14 protein-coding genes are annotated in these 16,593 nt (G+C 64.3%); 9 read left to right on the top strand and 5 right to left on the bottom strand.

The genetic code is table 11. The features are described from left to right. The first annotated feature begins 14 nt into the window (after positions 1 to 14). From XH87_RS25570 to XH87_RS25555, 4 genes are all read left to right on the top strand, one after another. On the top strand, positions 15 to 1,922 hold the full coding sequence (locus tag XH87_RS25570; protein ID WP_271589375.1) for a sensor histidine kinase: 1,908 nt from the start codon (positions 15 to 17) through the stop codon (positions 1,920 to 1,922). Positions 1,923 to 2,025: 103 nt separating this feature from the next. Then, the gene (locus tag XH87_RS25565; RefSeq protein WP_271589374.1) at positions 2,026 to 3,705 is read left to right on the top strand and encodes a DUF3300 domain-containing protein; all 1,680 of its coding nucleotides are present in this window, start codon (positions 2,026 to 2,028) and stop codon (positions 3,703 to 3,705) included. Next, positions 3,702 to 4,616, top strand: coding sequence for a DUF2950 domain-containing protein (locus XH87_RS25560; RefSeq protein WP_271589373.1), 915 nt, complete (start codon positions 3,702 to 3,704; stop codon positions 4,614 to 4,616). The genes XH87_RS25565 and XH87_RS25560 overlap by 4 nt, the downstream gene beginning before the upstream one ends. Further along, positions 4,600 to 5,064, top strand: coding sequence for a hypothetical protein (locus XH87_RS25555; protein WP_271589372.1), 465 nt, complete (start codon positions 4,600 to 4,602; stop codon positions 5,062 to 5,064). The genes XH87_RS25560 and XH87_RS25555 overlap by 17 nt, the downstream gene beginning before the upstream one ends. Positions 5,065 to 5,336: 272 nt before the next feature. Here the strand turns inward: XH87_RS25555 and XH87_RS25550 are convergent, their stop codons facing one another. Continuing rightward, positions 5,337 to 6,428 carry an enolase C-terminal domain-like protein gene (locus tag XH87_RS25550; protein WP_271589371.1) on the bottom strand — a complete coding sequence of 364 codons (1,092 nt, stop codon included), beginning with the start codon at positions 6,426 to 6,428 and terminating at the stop codon, positions 5,337 to 5,339. Positions 6,429 to 6,614: 186 nt separating this feature from the next. Here XH87_RS25550 and XH87_RS25545 point away from each other — a divergent pair, with 186 nt between their 5' ends. Beyond that, positions 6,615 to 8,174, top strand: coding sequence for an adenylate/guanylate cyclase domain-containing protein (locus XH87_RS25545; RefSeq protein WP_271589370.1), 1,560 nt, complete (start codon positions 6,615 to 6,617; stop codon positions 8,172 to 8,174). A gap of 273 nt (positions 8,175 to 8,447) precedes the next feature. Here XH87_RS25545 and XH87_RS25540 read toward each other — a convergent pair whose 3' ends face one another. The 3 genes from XH87_RS25540 to XH87_RS25530 form a co-directional block, all read right to left on the bottom strand. Next, positions 8,448 to 9,671 (bottom strand): ABC transporter substrate-binding protein, encoded by a 1,224-nt coding sequence (locus XH87_RS25540; RefSeq protein WP_271589749.1) that lies wholly within the window; start codon positions 9,669 to 9,671, stop codon positions 8,448 to 8,450. A gap of 438 nt (positions 9,672 to 10,109) precedes the next feature. Beyond that, positions 10,110 to 11,039: an alpha/beta hydrolase gene (locus XH87_RS25535; protein ID WP_333909202.1), complete on the bottom strand. Its 930-nt coding sequence runs from the start codon at positions 11,037 to 11,039 to the stop codon at positions 10,110 to 10,112. Between the two features lie 311 nt (positions 11,040 to 11,350). After that, positions 11,351 to 11,920: an alpha-ketoglutarate-dependent dioxygenase AlkB gene (locus tag XH87_RS25530; RefSeq protein WP_271589368.1), complete on the bottom strand. Its 570-nt coding sequence runs from the start codon at positions 11,918 to 11,920 to the stop codon at positions 11,351 to 11,353. 79 nt (positions 11,921 to 11,999) lie between these two features. On the opposite strand from XH87_RS25530, the gene XH87_RS25525 reads away from it, so the two are divergent. Both XH87_RS25525 and XH87_RS25515 read left to right on the top strand, forming a co-directional pair. Next, entirely contained in the window at positions 12,000 to 12,140 is a 141-nt protein-coding gene (locus XH87_RS25525; RefSeq protein WP_193374166.1) for a hypothetical protein, read from the top strand. A gap of 422 nt (positions 12,141 to 12,562) precedes the next feature. Then, positions 12,563 to 12,769 carry a hypothetical protein gene (locus tag XH87_RS25515; protein WP_025033895.1) on the top strand — a complete coding sequence of 69 codons (207 nt, stop codon included), beginning with the start codon at positions 12,563 to 12,565 and terminating at the stop codon, positions 12,767 to 12,769. A 45-nt stretch (positions 12,770 to 12,814) separates the two neighbouring features. On the opposite strand, the gene XH87_RS25510 is transcribed toward XH87_RS25515, so the two are convergent. Beyond that, positions 12,815 to 13,660: an SDR family NAD(P)-dependent oxidoreductase gene (locus XH87_RS25510; protein ID WP_271589367.1), complete on the bottom strand. Its 846-nt coding sequence runs from the start codon at positions 13,658 to 13,660 to the stop codon at positions 12,815 to 12,817. 181 nt (positions 13,661 to 13,841) lie between these two features. Between XH87_RS25510 and XH87_RS25505 the strand changes: the two genes are divergently transcribed. Both XH87_RS25505 and XH87_RS25500 read left to right on the top strand, forming a co-directional pair. Beyond that, a complete protein-coding gene (locus XH87_RS25505) occupies positions 13,842 to 15,338 on the top strand; it encodes an aldehyde dehydrogenase family protein (protein ID WP_271589366.1) in 1,497 nt (498 codons plus the stop codon). A 117-nt stretch (positions 15,339 to 15,455) separates the two neighbouring features. Beyond that, on the top strand, positions 15,456 to 16,583 hold the full coding sequence (locus XH87_RS25500; protein ID WP_271589365.1) for an alkene reductase: 1,128 nt from the start codon (positions 15,456 to 15,458) through the stop codon (positions 16,581 to 16,583). Positions 16,584 to 16,593 lie beyond the last annotated feature (10 nt).

Raw genomic sequence — 16,593 nt, 5'->3', positions numbered from 1 at the left:
CGCCGGAGAGAAGCATGAGCGGGCGCAATTCCATTGCGTCGATCAAGCCGCGAGACGTTGCGGCTACGCTGCTGTGGCTCGGAGTGGTCCTTTGGTGGTTGAACCTTCAGCTCGGACAGGTAGCTGCTGCCGAGCAGCGCGACGTCGACCGCCGCGAACCGAAGCGTGTGCTGCTGCTGCATTCGTTCGGCCGGGACTTCCTGCCCTGGAGCGAGTACGCGCGCAGCATCAAGCTAAAGCTTCAGCAGCGCTCGCCGTGGCCGCTTGATATTCAGGAGCACACGCTCCTGACTGCGCGGTTTACCACGCCCGGCCCCGAAGGACCCTTCGTCGAATATCTTCGCTCGATCTATCAGGGCCGTCCGCCCGACATTATCATGAGCGTCGGAGGACCTGCCGCAGGCTTCGTGCAGAGGCATCGGTCGGACCTGTTTCCGAAGGCGCCGATGGTTCTCACGACGGTGGAAGAACGGCTGATCGACCGGGCGAGACTGACCGAGAAGGATACGGTGGTTTCGGTCCGCAACGATTTTGTCACCGCCTTCAGCAACGTCCTTCAGGTGCTGCCGGAGACGCGGACGATCGCTCTCGTCATCGGGACGTCGACGCTGGAGAAATTCTGGCTCGACGAGGTCAAGAAGGATGTCAAGCCGCTCGAAAGCCGTGTTGCCTTCGTCTGGTACAATGATCTGCCATTCGACGAGATATTGAAGCGGGCCTCGGCTCTTCCGCCCGATACAGCCTTGTTCTGGGGATTGATGTCGGTCGACGCGGCGGGCGTCGTTCATGATGGCGAGAGCGCGCTGCGTCGTCTGAGTGCCGTCGCGAACGCTCCGATCTTCTGTTTTGAAGAGTCCTTCTTTGGACACGGCATCGTCGGCGGTCCCATGCATTCTGTAGCCGAACTGGGTGAAAAAACCGCCGGTGCGGCGATCCGAATTCTCGGTGGCGAGAAGCCCGCAGACGTCAAGATGGAGCCGATCGCATATGCGGCGCCCAAATACGACTGGCGCGAACTGCAACGGTGGGGCATCAGCGAGAGCAACCTGCAGCAAGGCAGCGAAGTCGTGTTTCGCGAGCCGAGCATCTGGGAAAAACACCGTTGGCAAGTGGCGCTCGTCGCAGCGGTGATCCTCATCCAGACGGGATTGATCAGCGGTCTGCTTCACGAACGCAGGGCCCGGCGCCTTGCCGAGGTCGAATCCCGCCAGCGATTGGCCGAACTTGCGCACGTCAACCGCTACTCGGCCGTCGGCGAACTGACGGCGTCGATCGCTCATGAGCTGAATCAGCCGCTCGGTTCAATTCTGACCAATGCCGAGACGGCGGAACTGATGCTGAAGGGGGCCTCGCCCGATCTTCGCGAAATGCGCGAGATCCTCGCCGATATCAGGCGTGACGACCAGCGCGCAAGCGAGGTCATCCGCCGCTTGCGGAGCATGCTCAGGAAGGCGCCGTTCGAGCTAAGGGATATCGATCTGAGCGTGGCCGTGCGCGAGGTGATGGGGTTCGTCCGCGACCTTGCAGCGGGACGCAACATCCAGCTGAGCTTCTATGCGCCGCCCGACACCGACTTGCACGTCAAGGGAGATCCCATTCAACTGCAGCAGGTCATGCTCAATCTCATCCTCAACGCGTTGGACGCGATTTCGGAGGTTCAGACGGACAAGCGTGAGGTCAGCGTGATCATGAGCCGCTCTGCCAATCACGCGGAAATTCGCGTTGGAGACACGGGACCTGGGATCGCGGTCGCCGATCTCAAGACCATCTTCGATCCGTTCTTCACAACGAAGCCGGAGGGCATGGGGATGGGGCTGGCGATCGTCCGGACCATCGTCGAGGCGCACCACGGCACGATTTCCGCGGAGAACCAGCCGTTTGGCGGTGCACTGTTCACCGTTCGACTGCCGCTCGCGGGCTAGCATCCCGCGTTGCAGCAGGCGACGCGCTCGTTTCGTTGATTTTTGTCAATGAACGTACCGCTCTCGGTCTCATGGTCCCGACAGGACTGAGATGGAGGATGCGATGTTCCGCCGCAGCAAGAGTCTAGTCGTGCTTGCGCTGTTGCTGGCAACGCCCGTTTGCGCGTGGGCCCAGACGACCGAAAAGACGGTCGCCGCCCCGCAGGCGCAGCCGGCGGCTGCGCCGACGGCCGAGCTTCTGAAGCCCGAACAACTGGAGGCCCTGGTCGCGCCGATCGCCCTCTATCCCGACGAACTGCTTGCGAACGTGCTGGCTGCCTCGACCTATCCGCTGGAGATCGTGCAGGCCGACCGCTGGCTGAAAGAGCGCAAGAGCCTCAAGGGCGATGCGCTGAAGGCGGAGGTGGACAAGCAGGGCTGGGACGATAGCGTCAAGGCGCTGGCCAGCACTGCCGACGTACTGACCATGATGAGCGACCAGCTCGATTGGACCAAGAAGCTCGGCGACGCCTTTCTCGCGCAGCAGCCCGATGTGATGGATGCGATCCAGCGCCTGCGCACCAAGGCCTATGACAACAAGAAGCTGGTCACCACCAAGCAGCAGAAGGTCAGCATCCAGTCTCAGGAAGGCAAGCAGGTCGTCGTGATCCAGCAGGCCGATCCCGCAGCGATGTACGTGCCGTACTATGATCCGGCGACCGTCTACGGCAGCTGGCCCTATGCGGAATATCCGCCTTACTATTGGGGCTATCCGTCCTATATCGGTGCGGGAGTGGTTGCGGCCGGCATCGCATTCGGCACGGCCTGGGCGATCGGGCGCTGGGGCAATTACTGGGGCGGCGGCTGCAACTGGGGCAATCGCAACGTCTACGTCAATCATCGGACCACGAACATCGGCAATGGCTGGCAGCACAATCCCGCGCATCGCCAGGGCGTTCGATACAGCAACACCAACGTTCAGCAGCGCTTCGGCAACAACAATCTGAAGGCGGGCGCATCGGACCGGATGGACTTCCGTGGCCGTGACGGCAACCAGGTGCTGCGTCCCAATCAGGGCGCAGGAGACCGGGCGGGAGATCGCGCAGGCGACCGTGCTGGTGACCGTGGCGGTCCGGGTGATCGTGCTGGCGACCGGGCCGGAGATCGCGCGGGTGACCGCGCCGGCGGTCGTGGCGATCGGCCTGGCGGCGGCGACCGTGCCGGTGCCGGGGATCGCGCCAAGGGCGGCGGCGATCGGGCCAAGGCCGCTGCAAAGGGTGGCGGCGACCGCGCCAAGGCTGCGAGCCGCAGCGGCGGTGCAGCCAACCGCAGCGGTGGCGGCAATCGCGGTGGCGCGATGAACGTCTCGTCCGGCCGATCGGCGGCCGCGGCATCCGCGCGCGGCAGGTCAAGCATGGCGAGCATGCCGCGTGGCGGCGGCGGCCCGAGCATGGGCGGCCGAGGTGGTGGCGGCGGAATGGCGGCGCGTGGTGGCGGCGGCTTTGGTGGAGGCGGCCGCGGAGGTGGCGGCGGCCGGCGCTCGGATGTCACGCTGAAGCACGACATCGTGCTGCTCGGTCGTCTCGCCAACGGCCTCGGTTACTATCGTTTCAGCTATCTCGGCAGCGACAGGGCCTATGTCGGCGTGATGGCGCAGGAGGTCGAGCAGGTGATGCCGGGCGCTGTGACCCGTGGCCGTGATGGTTATCTGCGCGTCTATTATCACAAGCTCGGGCTGACATTCCGCACCTACCGGGATTGGCTCGCTGACGGCGCGAAGCTCCCTGCGGAGGTGCTGCCATGATCGGGCTGAAATCGTTTCGCCGTACGGTATTCCCGGGCATCATGGCGCTGGCGCTTGTTGGCTCCGCGGCTCAGGCGCAGCAATCCTACAAGACGCCGGAGGACGCGGCCGCAGCGCTCGCAGTCGCGGTCAAGAGCGGACCGGACGACATATTGAAAGTGCTGGGCAGGGCCGCTGACGATATCGTGTCCTCGGGCGACGAGATCGCAGACAACGATATCCGCCTGCGGTTCACCTCGATGTATGACGCCAAGCACGGCATCAAGGCGCAGGGCAACAAGAGCGCGACCCTGGTGCTGGGACCGGATGAATTCCCGTTCCCGATTCCGCTGGTCAACACCAGGACGGGCTGGGAGTTCGATACCGACGCGGGGCGCATCGAAGTGCTTCGTCGTCGCATCGGGCGCAACGAACTTGACGCGATCCAGACCGCGCTCGCTTTCGTCGATGCGCAGAACGAATATGCGGACAAGGACCGCGGCGAGGGTGTAGGCGTCTACGCGCAGCGCATCGTCTCGTCGCCCGGCAAGAAGGATGGGCTGTTCTGGCGTGACGACAGCGATCCGAGCCCGCTCGGCCCACTGGCGGCGCAAGCCTCGAGTGAGGGCTACAAAGCCGGTGAGGGAATGACGCCCTATCATGGCTATTACTTCCGGATCCTCAGGGGACAGGGACCCGATGCCCCGGGCGGCGCCATGAACTATGTCGTGAAAGGCAAGATGATCGGCGGCTTCGCGCTGATCGCCTGGCCGGCCGAGTACGGCAATTCCGGCGTGATGACCTTCCTGGTCAACCATGCCGGGGTTGTCTACCAGAAGGACCTGGGCAAGCGCACGGACTTCGTGGCCAGGCGCCTCACGCTGTTTGATCCCGACCAGACCTGGAAGAAAGTCGATGCTGCGAAGCCGTGAGATGATGGGCACCACGCTGCGGTCGATCGGACAGCTTGCCGCGATCGCGCTATTCGCCGTCACCGTTCCGGCCGCTCCCTCGCTTGCGCAAGCTGCCGGCCATGTCCGGGTCAAGATCGTGAAGGCGGGCCTGCTGGTGGGAGGCGGCGCTGGAAGTGGTGTATTGAGCTATCGCGGCCGTAGCTATCCCTTCCGCGTCACAGGAATAAGCCTCGGAATCACGGCCGGCGCGACTGCCGGCCGCCTGGAAGGCTGGGCGTCCGGGATCAGAGACGTCCGCGACTTCGCCGGCACCTATAGTTCGGTTGGCGGTGGCGGCGCTCTCGTCGGCGGCGTGGGCGGAGTCCATCTACGAAACGACAACGGCGTCGTAATGGTCCTGCAAGGCCCCAAGGCCGGGTTGGAGATGGCCGCCAACCTCAGCGCGATCACGATTTCGCTGAAGTGAGCTGACTTGAATCCTCCTGCTTCAGTTCATCTGAGCCGCTTGTCGCGCTGCTCACCGCTTCCGGATGAACGGCTGCTGGCGCAAGCGGCGGCATCGTTGGTCCGCTTGCCGTCCCCGCGCAACGCGCATGTTACCTTCACTCCGTCATTGCAAAACCAAGGGGCCGATGACGGTCTCTGCGATGCAATCCAGGATCGTTCCGCGGTGGCATTCTGGATTGCTTCGTCGGAAGAGCTCCTCGCGATGACGACGTCGGGGTAGCGGGCGCGCTTTCAACCAACGAGATACTTGGCGATCGCCGCTTCATCCCATTCGATGCCGTTGCCCGGTTCCTCGTTCGGCAGCGCAAAGCCATCCTCGATATGCAACCGCGTTGCCAGAACCGCGTCGGCCCAGTCGACATATTCCAGCCAATGCGCCGTCGGCGTGACGCAGAGCAGGTGCGCGCTGACCTCTGAGAACAGGTGCGTCGACATCTCGATGCCGGCGGCGTGCGCCAGCGAAGCGGCGCGGAGCCAGCCGGTGACGCCGCCGATGCGCTGGACGTCGGGCATCACGTAGTCGCACGCCTCGGCCGAAAGCGCGGACTGCATCGAGAAGGCGCTGTCAAAATTCTCGCCGATCTGGACCGGTGTCCGCAGCGCGTCGGCAATGCGGGCGCAGCCGGCATAATCGTCATGGCGGATCGGCTCCTCGATCCAGACGAGGCCCTCGTCGTCGAGCATCTCGCCGCGACGGATCGCCTCTGTCACCGTCAGTGCCTGGTTGTAGTCGCACATCAGCGTGACCTGATCGCCGACGGCCTTGCGCACCGCGCGCACGACTGCGAGATCCTCTCGCGCATCGGGCCGGCCGACGCGGATTTTGGCGGCCTGAAATCCTTCAGCCAGCAGCTTATGGGCTTCCTCGACCGCGGCGCCCGCCGGCATGATGCCGAGCCCCTTCGAATTGTAGGCCCTGACCGGCTTCGGCGCGCCGCCGAGCAGGCGGGCCAGCGGCAGGCCGCGTGTGCGGGCCAGCGCGTCCCAGGCCGCCATATCGATGCCGGATTGCGCCAGCCGTTGCAGACCGGCAAGGCCGAGCAGCGTGAAGCGCTGGCTCAGCTTGCGCTCGATCTCGAACGGCAGCAGCTCGTCGCCGGCGAGCAGGTCTGACATTTCCGTGACCATCGCCGTCAGCGGCTTCAAGGCCGAGGGCGTGATCGAGAACAGATAGGCGTGCCCCATCGCGCCCTGGTCAGTCTCGCAGTCGATCAGCACCAGCGGCGCTTTGGCGACCGCCCCGGTCGAGGTCTGGAGCGGCAGGTTCATCGGCACGATGACGGGGCGCGCGTGGAAGCGTTTGATGCGAATGATTTCGGTCATGGGATCTCCCGGCGGAGCGGATGCAGACGGGGCTGATCTTAAACATCCGTGATGAAACGAAAAGGCGTTTGGCCCGACCACCATAAAATGGGGTTGCGCGGGCCTGCAATTGTTGGCTCTGTGCCCGCATTCCTTGCCACAGATCCCGACGGGTTTGCGCAAAATCGCACACAGCGGAGCCACAGAGTGAAACAAGAGATCGCCGAAGATCAGCGCAAGAGCGGTATTCTCACGGGCGCCGTGATCGCCTTCCTGCTGCTCGCCCTGCCGCTGGCGGTGTGGCTGGACCTGACCGAGCTCAGCAAGACGGCGCTGCGCCGGCAGGCTGCCGATCTCAACTCCGTGATATCGAGCGTCCGCAGCTATTACGCCTCCAACGTGGTCGGGCGCGTGCTGGCCAACCGTGATGGCACCACGAAGGTCGTGCACAATTACGAATCCATCCCCGGCGCGATCCCGATTCCGGCGACCCTCTCGCTCGAGCTCGGCCGGGTGATCGGCGCGCAGCAGGAGAACATCACCTACCGCTTCGTCTCGGACTTCCCGTTCCAGAACCGTGCCCCGCACCAGCTCGACAAGTTCGAGAAGGACGCGCTCGATGCGCTCCGGAAGGACCCCGAGCAGAAGATCGTGGAGACCGAGACCTCGCTGTTCAACGACAAGGTCCGCCTGGTCGCCCCCGTCACCATGGGGCCGGCCTGCGTGAGCTGTCACAACAGCCACCCCGAAAGCCCGAAGACGGACTGGAAGGTGGGGGATGTCCGCGGCATCCAGGAGGTGATCATCGCCCAGCCGATCGCCGCCAACATCTTCTCGTTCAAGTTCCTGCTGGCTTATTTCCTGATCGCCGCCGGCAGCGGCCTGTCGTTCCTCTCGCTCCAGCGCCGTCAGGCGCGCCGCATCAAGGGCATGAACAAGGAGCTCGAATCCGCCAACGACTTCCTCGCCTCGCTCTCGATGAAGATCTCGCGCTACATCCCGCCCCAGGTCTACAAGAGCATCTTCTCCGGCCAGAAGGACGTCACCATCCACACCGAGCGCAAGAAGCTCACCATCTTCTTCTCCGACATCCAGAACTTCACCGCGACCGCCGAGCGGCTGCAGCCGGAGCAACTGACCCAGCTCCTCAACGAATATTTCACCGAGATGTCGGCAATCGCCCACGAATATGGCGGCACCATCGACAAGTTCATCGGCGATGCCATGCTGATCTTCTTCGGCGACCCCGAGACCAAAGGCGACCGCGCCGATGCGCAGGCCTGCCTCCGGATGGCCTGGCGCATGCAGCAGCGCCTCGCCGAGCTCAACGGGAAATGGCGCGCCTCCGGCATCGAGCAGCCGTTCCGCTCGCGCATGGGCATCAACTCGGGCTATTGCAATGTCGGCAATTTCGGCAGCACGGACCGCATGGACTACACCATCATCGGTGCGGAGGCGAACCTCGCCGCGCGCCTGCAATCGATCGCCGAGCCCGGCGGCATCGTGCTGAGCTACGAGACCTTCGCGCTCGTCAGCGACATCGTCCGCGCCCATGCGCTGCCGGCGATCACCATGAAGGGCATCAGCCGGGAGGTCATTCCCTATTCCGTGGACGCGCTGAACGAGGCGGCGGAGAACAGCGGCATCATCACCGAGCGTGCGCCGGGCCTCGAACTCTATCTCGATCCCGCCGTGGTGAAATCAGGCGATGCCGCACGCGTGCGCTCGCTGCTGGAGAACGCGCTGGCCTCGCTCAAGCCGGCGTGAGGGGGGCGGCCGCGTGTAGCGTTCGTTTCGATCGCGAGAGTCCCCGTGCGGCACCCTCTCCCTAACCCTCCCCCGCAAGGGGGGAGGGAACATACCTTTGTTGTGGCGCGAGCTCGTTCTCATCATTGCCATGGCGCAGCGAGGCACAGTGTAACGGCGCATCCCGCTGCGCTCCCTCCCCCCTTGCGGGGGAGGGCGGGGGAGAGGGGGGGCCCAGCAAATGGTAGGAGCCGTCGTCGCGCTGCTGTTCGCAACGGCGCGCTGACGTGAAGCTCACCGCGCCGCGCCTTCCGTGAAGGCCGTCTCGATCACCTCGCCGAATGGCTGCCAGGAACGGCCGTCGAACTGGACGAGCCGCATCTGTCTGATCGGCAGATAGTTGCTGGACGAGGTGTTCATCTGGATTTTGGGCAGCGCAAGGGAGGGGTGATATCCCCTGAGCGAAGCCGCCTGACGCATGATGTTCTCGCGCGAGAAGTCGTTGCCGCATTGCTTCAGCACCTGGGTCAGCGCCTCGGCCGCGGCGTAGCCATAGACCGCGGCGCTGTTGTTGGTGCTTTCGACCCGATGATATTTGTCCATGAAGGCGAACCAGTCCTTCATGGCCGGATCGTCTTTCCAGGCGGGATCGCTCGGATCCTTCAGAAACGCCGCCGAGATCACGCCGGCCGAGTTCTCCAGGCCCGCGGGCGCCATCGCATTGGCGATTGATGCGGAGGCATCGTTGACGATGATGACAGGGTGCCAATTGAGCGACGCCGCCAGCTTGATCACCTTGGACGCTGTCGACGGCACGCCGAGAAAGACGAAGATGTCGGCGCCCGCGCGTTTGAGGATCGAGACGTGTCCTTCGAGATGCTCATCGGCAATATCGAAGGCGATGTCGACGAGGACGTGCCGGTTGAGATCGCCAAGGCCTTCCTGGATGCCCTTGTAGAGCATGCGCCCGAACTGGTCGTTCTGCCAGAGCACCACGATCTTCTTCCTGGGGTAATAGGCCTGGATGTAGTTGGCGTAGATGCGCCCCTCGGACCTGAACGACGGCTGCCAGCCCATGGTCCAGGGAAACGCCTTGGCCTGGCTCAGCTCCTCGTCGCCGGAGGCGACGAACAGCTGCGGGACTTTCTTCTCGTTCAGATACCGGCGCGTCGCAAGATTGCCGGGCGTACCGAACGAGCCGAACATCAGGTGGACGTCCTCGCCCTCGACCAGATTGCGCGTGAGCTCCAGCGCAGTCGCCGGATCGGAATTGTCGTCGCGCGTGATGAAGCGGATCTTGCGACCGTTGATCCCGCCACGCGCGTTGATCATGTCGAAATAGGCGGCCTCCGCCTGGCCGATGGCGCCGAACTCCGACAGCGGTCCCGAATAGGGCATGACATTGCCGATGCGGATTTCCTCGTCGCTTGCCGGTTGCTCGGCACGTTGCTGGGACATCGCGCCGAGCGAGGCGAAGGCGGCGATCAACACGAACAGCAGCCTGCAGGTGACGCGCATGCTCGACACCTTGTCGTTGGCCCCCAACACGAGGGCCGCTCGATCTAGGTCAAGCGTTTGTCAATCGTATGGCTGGCCGGCCCGCATCAAAGCGGCGCATGGCAGCCCGAACGAAACGGCAGGCGTGTTGACCGGGCTGCTCGATCCCTCATCCTGAGGGCTGGCGATTGTGTGTCGTTTTCTGATCGAGAGAGTCCCGGTGTGGTACCCCTCTCCCTAACCCTCCCCCGCAAGGGGGGAGGGAACGTACCTGTGCGTGTGGTTGGGGTCGGAGTGAGCAACTTGCATTGAGTTTTTCAACTCGGCTCTAGCCGCGCCGCTTTGGGCTTTGAGCCCAGCTCTCGCCGCGCGGCATACTGCGCTCCCTTCCCCCTTGCGGGGGAGGGCGGGGGAGAGGGGTGGCCCGGCAAACGGTCGAAGTAATGAGCCCGCCGCCCTCTACGGCAGCCCGCGTGCCTCGAGCTGATGCACCAGCAGGAGCGTCGGTTCGGCGAGGCTGTCGCCGGAGCCGTCCAGGCCGAAAGCGCTCGCGATGCCGTCGCGGCTGCGCAGGAGTGCGGCGCGCGGACAATGGCCGGCGCCGCAGAGCGTCTTCTTCAGGGTCTCGCCCTGTGCCACGAGGCCGGCGGAGTCGTCCGCGGCCCAGGCCAGCACGATCGGCACATCGACATTGAGGATGCCGGGGAAGACCGATCGTTTGTCGTACTGGGTGGGGTCAGTGCCGAGATAGGCCTTCTCGCTGTCGCTCGCGTCCTTGCCGACGCGGTAGATCCCGGACACCAGCACGACGCCGGCGACATCGGCGCGGTCGGTCTGGAGTTCGGGATGGGCCAGCAGGGTGGCGACGTGAAAGGCGCCGGCGCCGTAGCCGACCGCGACGATTTCGCGGGCATCGCCGTTGAAGAGGTCGATATTGCCGTGGACCCAGGATAGCGCCGCCGCCAGGTCGGACGCGCCGGCCGGCCAGGTCGCCGACGGCGCCAGGCGATAGTTGACGCGGACGCCGATCATGTCGTTGCGCGCGGCAAAGCACATGGCCTGGTCCTGGATCTGGCGCGACAGCTCGGGCGCGGTGTGGTCGCCGGTAAAGGTGTCGCCGGCCACGAACAGCAGCACAGGCCGCGGCGTATCCGCCTTGGTCGCGCTGGTCGCGACATCGAGCACATTGGCCTCGCTCTCGCCATAGCGCAGACCGCGCGAGAAGGTCACCTGCTCGCACAGCCGCGCGGTGCCGCCGGCGGTCGTGTCGTTGTCGGTGAGGCCCGCCTGGACGAGCCCGGTGGGCGGCGATAGCCGCGCCGGCAAAATTCCGTGTGCGGAAGCCGCGGTCATGGTCAGAAGCAGGAAAAATGCCAGGTAATTCTTCATGGTGATGCCGGCCTCGCGGACCGATATTGGCTTGCCGATTTCGCCTGTCTTTTCAATTCGCCTCATTAGTTGGCTGATGTTGAGGCGAATTCACGGCACCTTCGCCCGGCAGGCGGCCAGCGTGGCGTGGGCCTCAGTCTGGCAAGCAGCCGCGGATTGGACCACAAGTTCGCGGGCCGCGCGACGATTGCGCGGTGCGGCCATTTTGTCCCGGTCTGTCAAGCCCTTGCCCGGCGCCACCCTGCCCCGCACCGGAAATGGCGTCCTACTGTGCATGGGGTTGTTTTCGCATTTTTTGTTGGGCCGGCCCGTCAGGCCCGCTTCATCGTCCGGAAGGTGATGGAGTAGCGGCGCGCCCCGACCGGCGGAATGCTGTGCTCCCATTGCGACCGCGCCTCGCCATCCATCATGTACAGCGAGCGCGGCAGGGCTTCGAGCGTGCGGCGTTCCCATCTGTCCCCGTGGCGGCGGCGGAAGCGGAATTTGCAGGGCGAGCCGAGCGACAGGCCCAGGATCTCCTTGAAGTGCGGCTTGTCGCGGTGCCAGCCGATGCCCACGCCGACCTCATATTCGGTGCACAGCACCTGCCGGACGCTGCCCTCCGGCAGCCGCGCCCATGCCTCGCCCTGACGCGCCAGCGGCAGCAGCCAGTCCGGGATCGGCTCGGCCTCGGTCAGCCGCTGCAGCGCGTAGTCATAGCGATAGCCGAACGATGCCACCCGGCGGTTGCCCTCGAAGGCGCCGAACTGGAAGCGCTGGAGCGGCAATGCTGCGATGCGGCCGATCAAGTCCCGCTCGACGGCGCGATCGATAAAATTGTCCGTATAGCGAAGGCCGGCGGGGCCCGCTTCCGATTCGGCGAACAAACCAGGCTGCGTCATTTCTCGCATTTCCGTGATGGAACCTAATGGCGGCTGATGCGACTTATCTATGTCGCGGGAAGAAACGTGCGAGGCTGTCATGGCAGAGAAGCATACCGCCGATCCGGTGGAGATCATGCGGGCGACCGGTCATCCTGAACTGGAATATGCAGCCGGCTGGACCATCGCTGGTCTCGTCACCATCGCCACCATCGTCGCCGCCTGGGTGTTCGCGATCTAGGCTACAGGGAATTGGAGCTCGAAGGCGACGCCGTCGTCGGTCGGCTTGAGCCTGATCGAGCCGCCATGGCTCGCCATCACCGCACGCGCGACCGTCAGCCCCATCCCGGTGCCGCCCTAGTGGAAGCGATCAACGCCGGTGTCGATCTGCTGCTGGTCGCCTATGACGGAGCTTAGTTCTATCGCGTCTTCGCCTGCGCTCTCGGAATGCGACAGGGCAAGCCCGACACGGCGATGCTGCGCGCGAGCGAGATGCGGCTGGAGAAAGGCTTTCCGACCGCGCAGGCGGAAGCCGCTTCATTCGATAGAACGTGTCTACGACCATTCCTCATGATGTTGACGGAGCTGCAATCCTCATCATGCATTGTGCTTCGAATGCAGGTGCGATATGGCTCTCGCGCTTTGCAGAGGCGGAGACGAGCTTTGTCGAAACAATCCCTGCGCGAGGAGGCCGAACGCCTGATCCGCGAATCGATGGAAAAGAAGACCATCGTCGTGAAGCAGGGCACGACCCGCATCGAGGCCGTCTGCGGCAAGTGCGGCGCGCCGAACCGGGTGCAGGCGGAGAAGGGGCAGACCCGGGTCAAATTTGCGTGCAAGAACTGCGGGCATAAGCAAGAGACGCTGTAGGCCGTGGTGCCACCTTCTTCCACAAGGGGAGAAGGAGGGAAAGATCTAGCCTCTCTCCACAAACTTCTTGAACGCATCCGCGTAATCCGGGTGCCAGCGCGACAATGGCGGGCGGTTTTCGACGATGTCGCCGGCGGCCCAGAGCATACGCTTCTCATCGAGGGCGCGCGGCACGTCATTGTCCGGACAAAGAATGTAGAAATCGCCGGCCTCCAGCCGTGCCAGCATGAAATCCACGGTCTGCTCCGGCGTCCAGGCGCCGGCCGGCTTCTCGGTGCGTCCCTTCGCGGTCAGGCCGGTGAAGACGAAGCCCGGGATCAACAGATGCGCTGCGACGTGGCAATCCTTCGTGTTGCGCAGCTCATGCTGGAGCGCTTCGGTAAATGCCTTCACGCCCGCCTTGGAGACATTGTAGGCGGGGTCGCCCGGCGGCGTGGTGATGCCCTGCTTGGAACCGGTGTTGATGATGAGGCCTGGTTTGCCGCGCGCGATCATGCCGGGCGCGAAGATGCGCGAGCCGTTGATGACGCCCCACATGTTGACACCGATGATGCGCTGCCAATGGTCGGGCTCGCCAAACAACGTGCTTCCGGGCTGGATGCCGGCGTTGTTCATCAGGATGTCGGTGCCGCCAAACCGCTTGCGTACGGCGCGCTCCAGTTCCGTCACGCTCTCGACCGTGCCGACATCCACGGCCAAGGTCATCACGTTTGTGGCAGCCGTGACGGATGACAGTCTTGTTGCAGCTTCTGCCAATCGTGTCTCGTCGACATCCGCGATACACACCTTCATTCCAGCGCACGCAAAGGCGGTGGCGGCGGCAAATCCGATGCCGGACGCGCCACCTGTGATCACGGCAACGTTGTCTTTGACGATGGCGGGATGTGGCATGGATCGTCTCCATTGTGGGCTGTCGGTCGAGCTATAACATGGCACGCGCGCGACCCCGCACAAGTCGGCATGGGAGACCTTCGTTCCGCGCTGCCTTTACGCCTATCCGGCACGGCTGTATCCTCGGCCCAACGATCCCGCCCAGATCGAACCAATCCATCACCTGACAGGGAGTGCAGCCATGGCTGTATCGCAGGCTATTCCGATCACGCGCCATCCGTTCGCGAACGGGTCCTACAAGCAGATGCTGATCGACGGGAAGTGGGTGGATGCAGCCTCGGGCAAGCGCTTCGAGACCCGCAATCCCGCCACCGGCGAGCTGCTCGCAACCGTCGCCGAAGGAGACAAGGAAGACATCGATCACGCAGTCGCGGCCGCCCGCCGCGCCTTCGAGGGTCCGTGGAGCAAGGTCAAGCCGTTCGAGCGGCAGAACCTGCTCTTGAAGCTCGCCGACCTCGTCGAGAAGAATTTCGACGAATTGTCGCAGCTCGACACGCTCGACATGGGCGCGCCTCTCAGTCGCACCCGCGCCTATCGCCTGCGCGCCGTCGGCATGCTGCGCTATTATGCCGGCCAGACCACGGCCATCCATGGCGAGACCATCGAGAACTCGCTGCCGGGCGAGATCTTCTCCTACACGCTGAAGGAGCCGATCGGCGTCGTCGGCGCCATCATTCCCTGGAACGGCCCGCTCACCGCGACGATCTGGAAGATCGGCCCGGCGATCGCGACTGGCTGCACCGTGGTGCTCAAGCCCGCCGAAGAAGCGCCGCTGACCTCGCTGCGCATCGCCGAGCTGGCGATGGAAGCGGGCATTCCGCCCGGCGTCATTAACGTCGTGCCCGGCTATGGCGAGACCGCCGGCGCCGCGCTCGCCTCGCATCATGACGTCGACAAGGTTGCGTTCACCGGCTCGCACGTCACGGGCCAATCGATTATCCGCGCCTCGGCCGGCAACTTGAAGCGCGTCTCGCTCGAGCTCGGCGGCAAGTCGCCGGACATCGTGTTCGCGGATGCCGATCTCGATGCGGCTGTGCCGGGTGCGGCCATGGCGGTGTTCGCCAATTCGGGGCAGATCTGTAGCGCCGGCACGCGCCTGTTCGTCGAGCAGTCGATCTATGAAGAATTCGTCGGCCGCGTTGCCGAGTTCGGCAAGAAGCTGCAAGTCGGCAACGGCCTCGACCCCAACGTGCAGATCGGCCCGCTGGTCTCCGAGCAGCAGCTCGAACGTGTCACCGGCTATCTCGACATCGGCCAGAAGGAAGGCGCGAAGGCGCTTGCCGGCGGTGGACGCGTCACCGAAGGCGCGCTCTCGAAGGGCTTCTTCGTCTCACCGACGGTGTTCGCGGGCGTCCAGGACAACATGCGCATCGCGCAGGAGGAGATTTTTGGTCCCGTCATCTCCGCGATCGCGTTCAAGGACATGGACGAGCTGGTCAAGCGCGCCAACAACACCACGTTCGGCCTCGGCTCTGGCTTGTGGACGCGCGATGTCAGCAAGGCCCATGCGGTGGCGAAATCGCTGCGCGCCGGCTCGGTCTGGGTCAACTGCTACCAGGCGATGGATCCGGCCGTGCCGTTCGGCGGCTACAAGATGAGCGGCTACGGCCGCGAATCGGGCAAGCAGCACGTCGAGGAATATCTCAACGTGAAGGCCGTCTGGATCAAGACGGCGTAAAACCTGCCCTCTCGCGTTCCGCGAGAGGGAATATCTGCATTCGTAGGGGCGGCGCCTTTTCCGGTGGCCGCCCCTCGCGATATGATCCGCATCCTTTCATAGACATTCGGGGCCCTCATGAAATTCGAAGCGTTGTTCAAGCCGTTGCAGGTTGGTCCGTACAAGCTTGCGCATCGTGTCGCGATGGCGCCGTTGACGCGCATGCGGGCCGAGCGCGAGAGCTTTTCGCCGCGGCCGCTAAACGCCGAATATTACGGCCAGCGCGCCACGCCTGGTGGCCTGATCATCGCCGAAGCCTCGCCGGTGCTCTCGCACGGCCGCGGCAATCCGGCGACGCCCGGCATCTATTCGGAGGCGCAAATATCGGGCTGGCGCAAGGTGGTCGACGCGGTGCACGCAAAGGGCGGCATCATCTTTCTCCAGCTCTGGCATGTCGGCCGCGTCTCGCATTCGTCCTTCCACGGCGGTGCGCTGCCGGTTTCGGCTTCCGCCATACCGATCAAGGCGGAAGGGATGAAGGCGATGACGGCCGACGGCAAGATCTCGGACTATGAGACGCCGCGCGCGCTGGAGACCGATGAGGTCAAGGGCATCGTCGAGGCGTTCCGGCAAGGCGCGAAGAACGCGCTCGCCGCCGGCTTCGATGGCGTCGAGATCCACGGCGCCAACGGTTATCTGCTCGAGCAGTTCCTGCAGTCGCGCAGCAACCAGCGCACCGACCAATATGGCGGCTCGGTCGAGAACCGCGCGCGTCTTCTGCTCGAGGTCACGCAGGCCGCGATCGACGTCTGGGGTGCGAACCGCGTCGCCGTCCGGCTGTCGCCGCACGGCATCGCCAATGATTCGGGCGAGCCTGATCCGATGCCGCTCTACACCCACGTCGTGAAGGCGCTCGACAAGCTTGGTCTCGCTTATTTGCATTTCATCGAGCCGCGTTCCAGCGGCGCCGGCCGCGCCGACGTTCACTGGGAGAACGTGCCGTCGGCGATGGCGCTGTTTCGGCCGCTCTACAGCGGCGTTCTGATGACCGCAGGCGGCTTCACCGGAGAGACCGCAAACGCGGCGATCGCCGACGGCCATGCCGACATCATTGCCTTCGGCCGCATCTTCATCTCCAACCCGGATCTGCCACGCCGCCTTCAGCACGATTATCCAATCACGCCGTACAACCGCGCGACGTTCTATGGCGGCGAGGAGAAGGGGTACACGGATTATCCCGTGTATGACGAGCTGACGCCGGCGTAACCTCTTCGTC

It is taken from the genome of Bradyrhizobium sp. CCBAU 53415, from assembly GCF_028128735.1.
Taxonomy (GTDB): Bacteria; Pseudomonadota; Alphaproteobacteria; order Rhizobiales; family Xanthobacteraceae; genus Bradyrhizobium.
Note: the sequence above shows the minus strand (reverse complement) of the source record. Positions and strands in the feature narration are given on the sequence as shown.

Coding starts and splice junctions, on each gene's coding strand:
- XH87_RS25570 (WP_271589375.1), top strand. CDS start 15: ATGAGCGGGCGCAATTCCATTGCGTCGATCAAGCCGCGAGACGTTGCG.
- XH87_RS25565 (WP_271589374.1), top strand. CDS start 2,026: ATGTTCCGCCGCAGCAAGAGTCTAGTCGTGCTTGCGCTGTTGCTGGCA.
- XH87_RS25560 (WP_271589373.1), top strand. CDS start 3,702: ATGATCGGGCTGAAATCGTTTCGCCGTACGGTATTCCCGGGCATCATG.
- XH87_RS25555 (WP_271589372.1), top strand. CDS start 4,600: ATGCTGCGAAGCCGTGAGATGATGGGCACCACGCTGCGGTCGATCGGA.
- XH87_RS25550 (WP_271589371.1), bottom strand. CDS start 6,428: ATGACCGAAATCATTCGCATCAAACGCTTCCACGCGCGCCCCGTCATC.
- XH87_RS25540 (WP_271589749.1), bottom strand. CDS start 9,671: ATGCGCGTCACCTGCAGGCTGCTGTTCGTGTTGATCGCCGCCTTCGCC.
- XH87_RS25535 (WP_333909202.1), bottom strand. CDS start 11,039: ATGAAGAATTACCTGGCATTTTTCCTGCTTCTGACCATGACCGCGGCT.
- XH87_RS25530 (WP_271589368.1), bottom strand. CDS start 11,920: ATGACGCAGCCTGGTTTGTTCGCCGAATCGGAAGCGGGCCCCGCCGGC.
- XH87_RS25525 (WP_193374166.1), top strand. CDS start 12,000: ATGGCAGAGAAGCATACCGCCGATCCGGTGGAGATCATGCGGGCGACC.
- XH87_RS25510 (WP_271589367.1), bottom strand. CDS start 13,660: ATGCCACATCCCGCCATCGTCAAAGACAACGTTGCCGTGATCACAGGT.
- XH87_RS25505 (WP_271589366.1), top strand. CDS start 13,842: ATGGCTGTATCGCAGGCTATTCCGATCACGCGCCATCCGTTCGCGAAC.
- XH87_RS25500 (WP_271589365.1), top strand. CDS start 15,456: ATGAAATTCGAAGCGTTGTTCAAGCCGTTGCAGGTTGGTCCGTACAAG.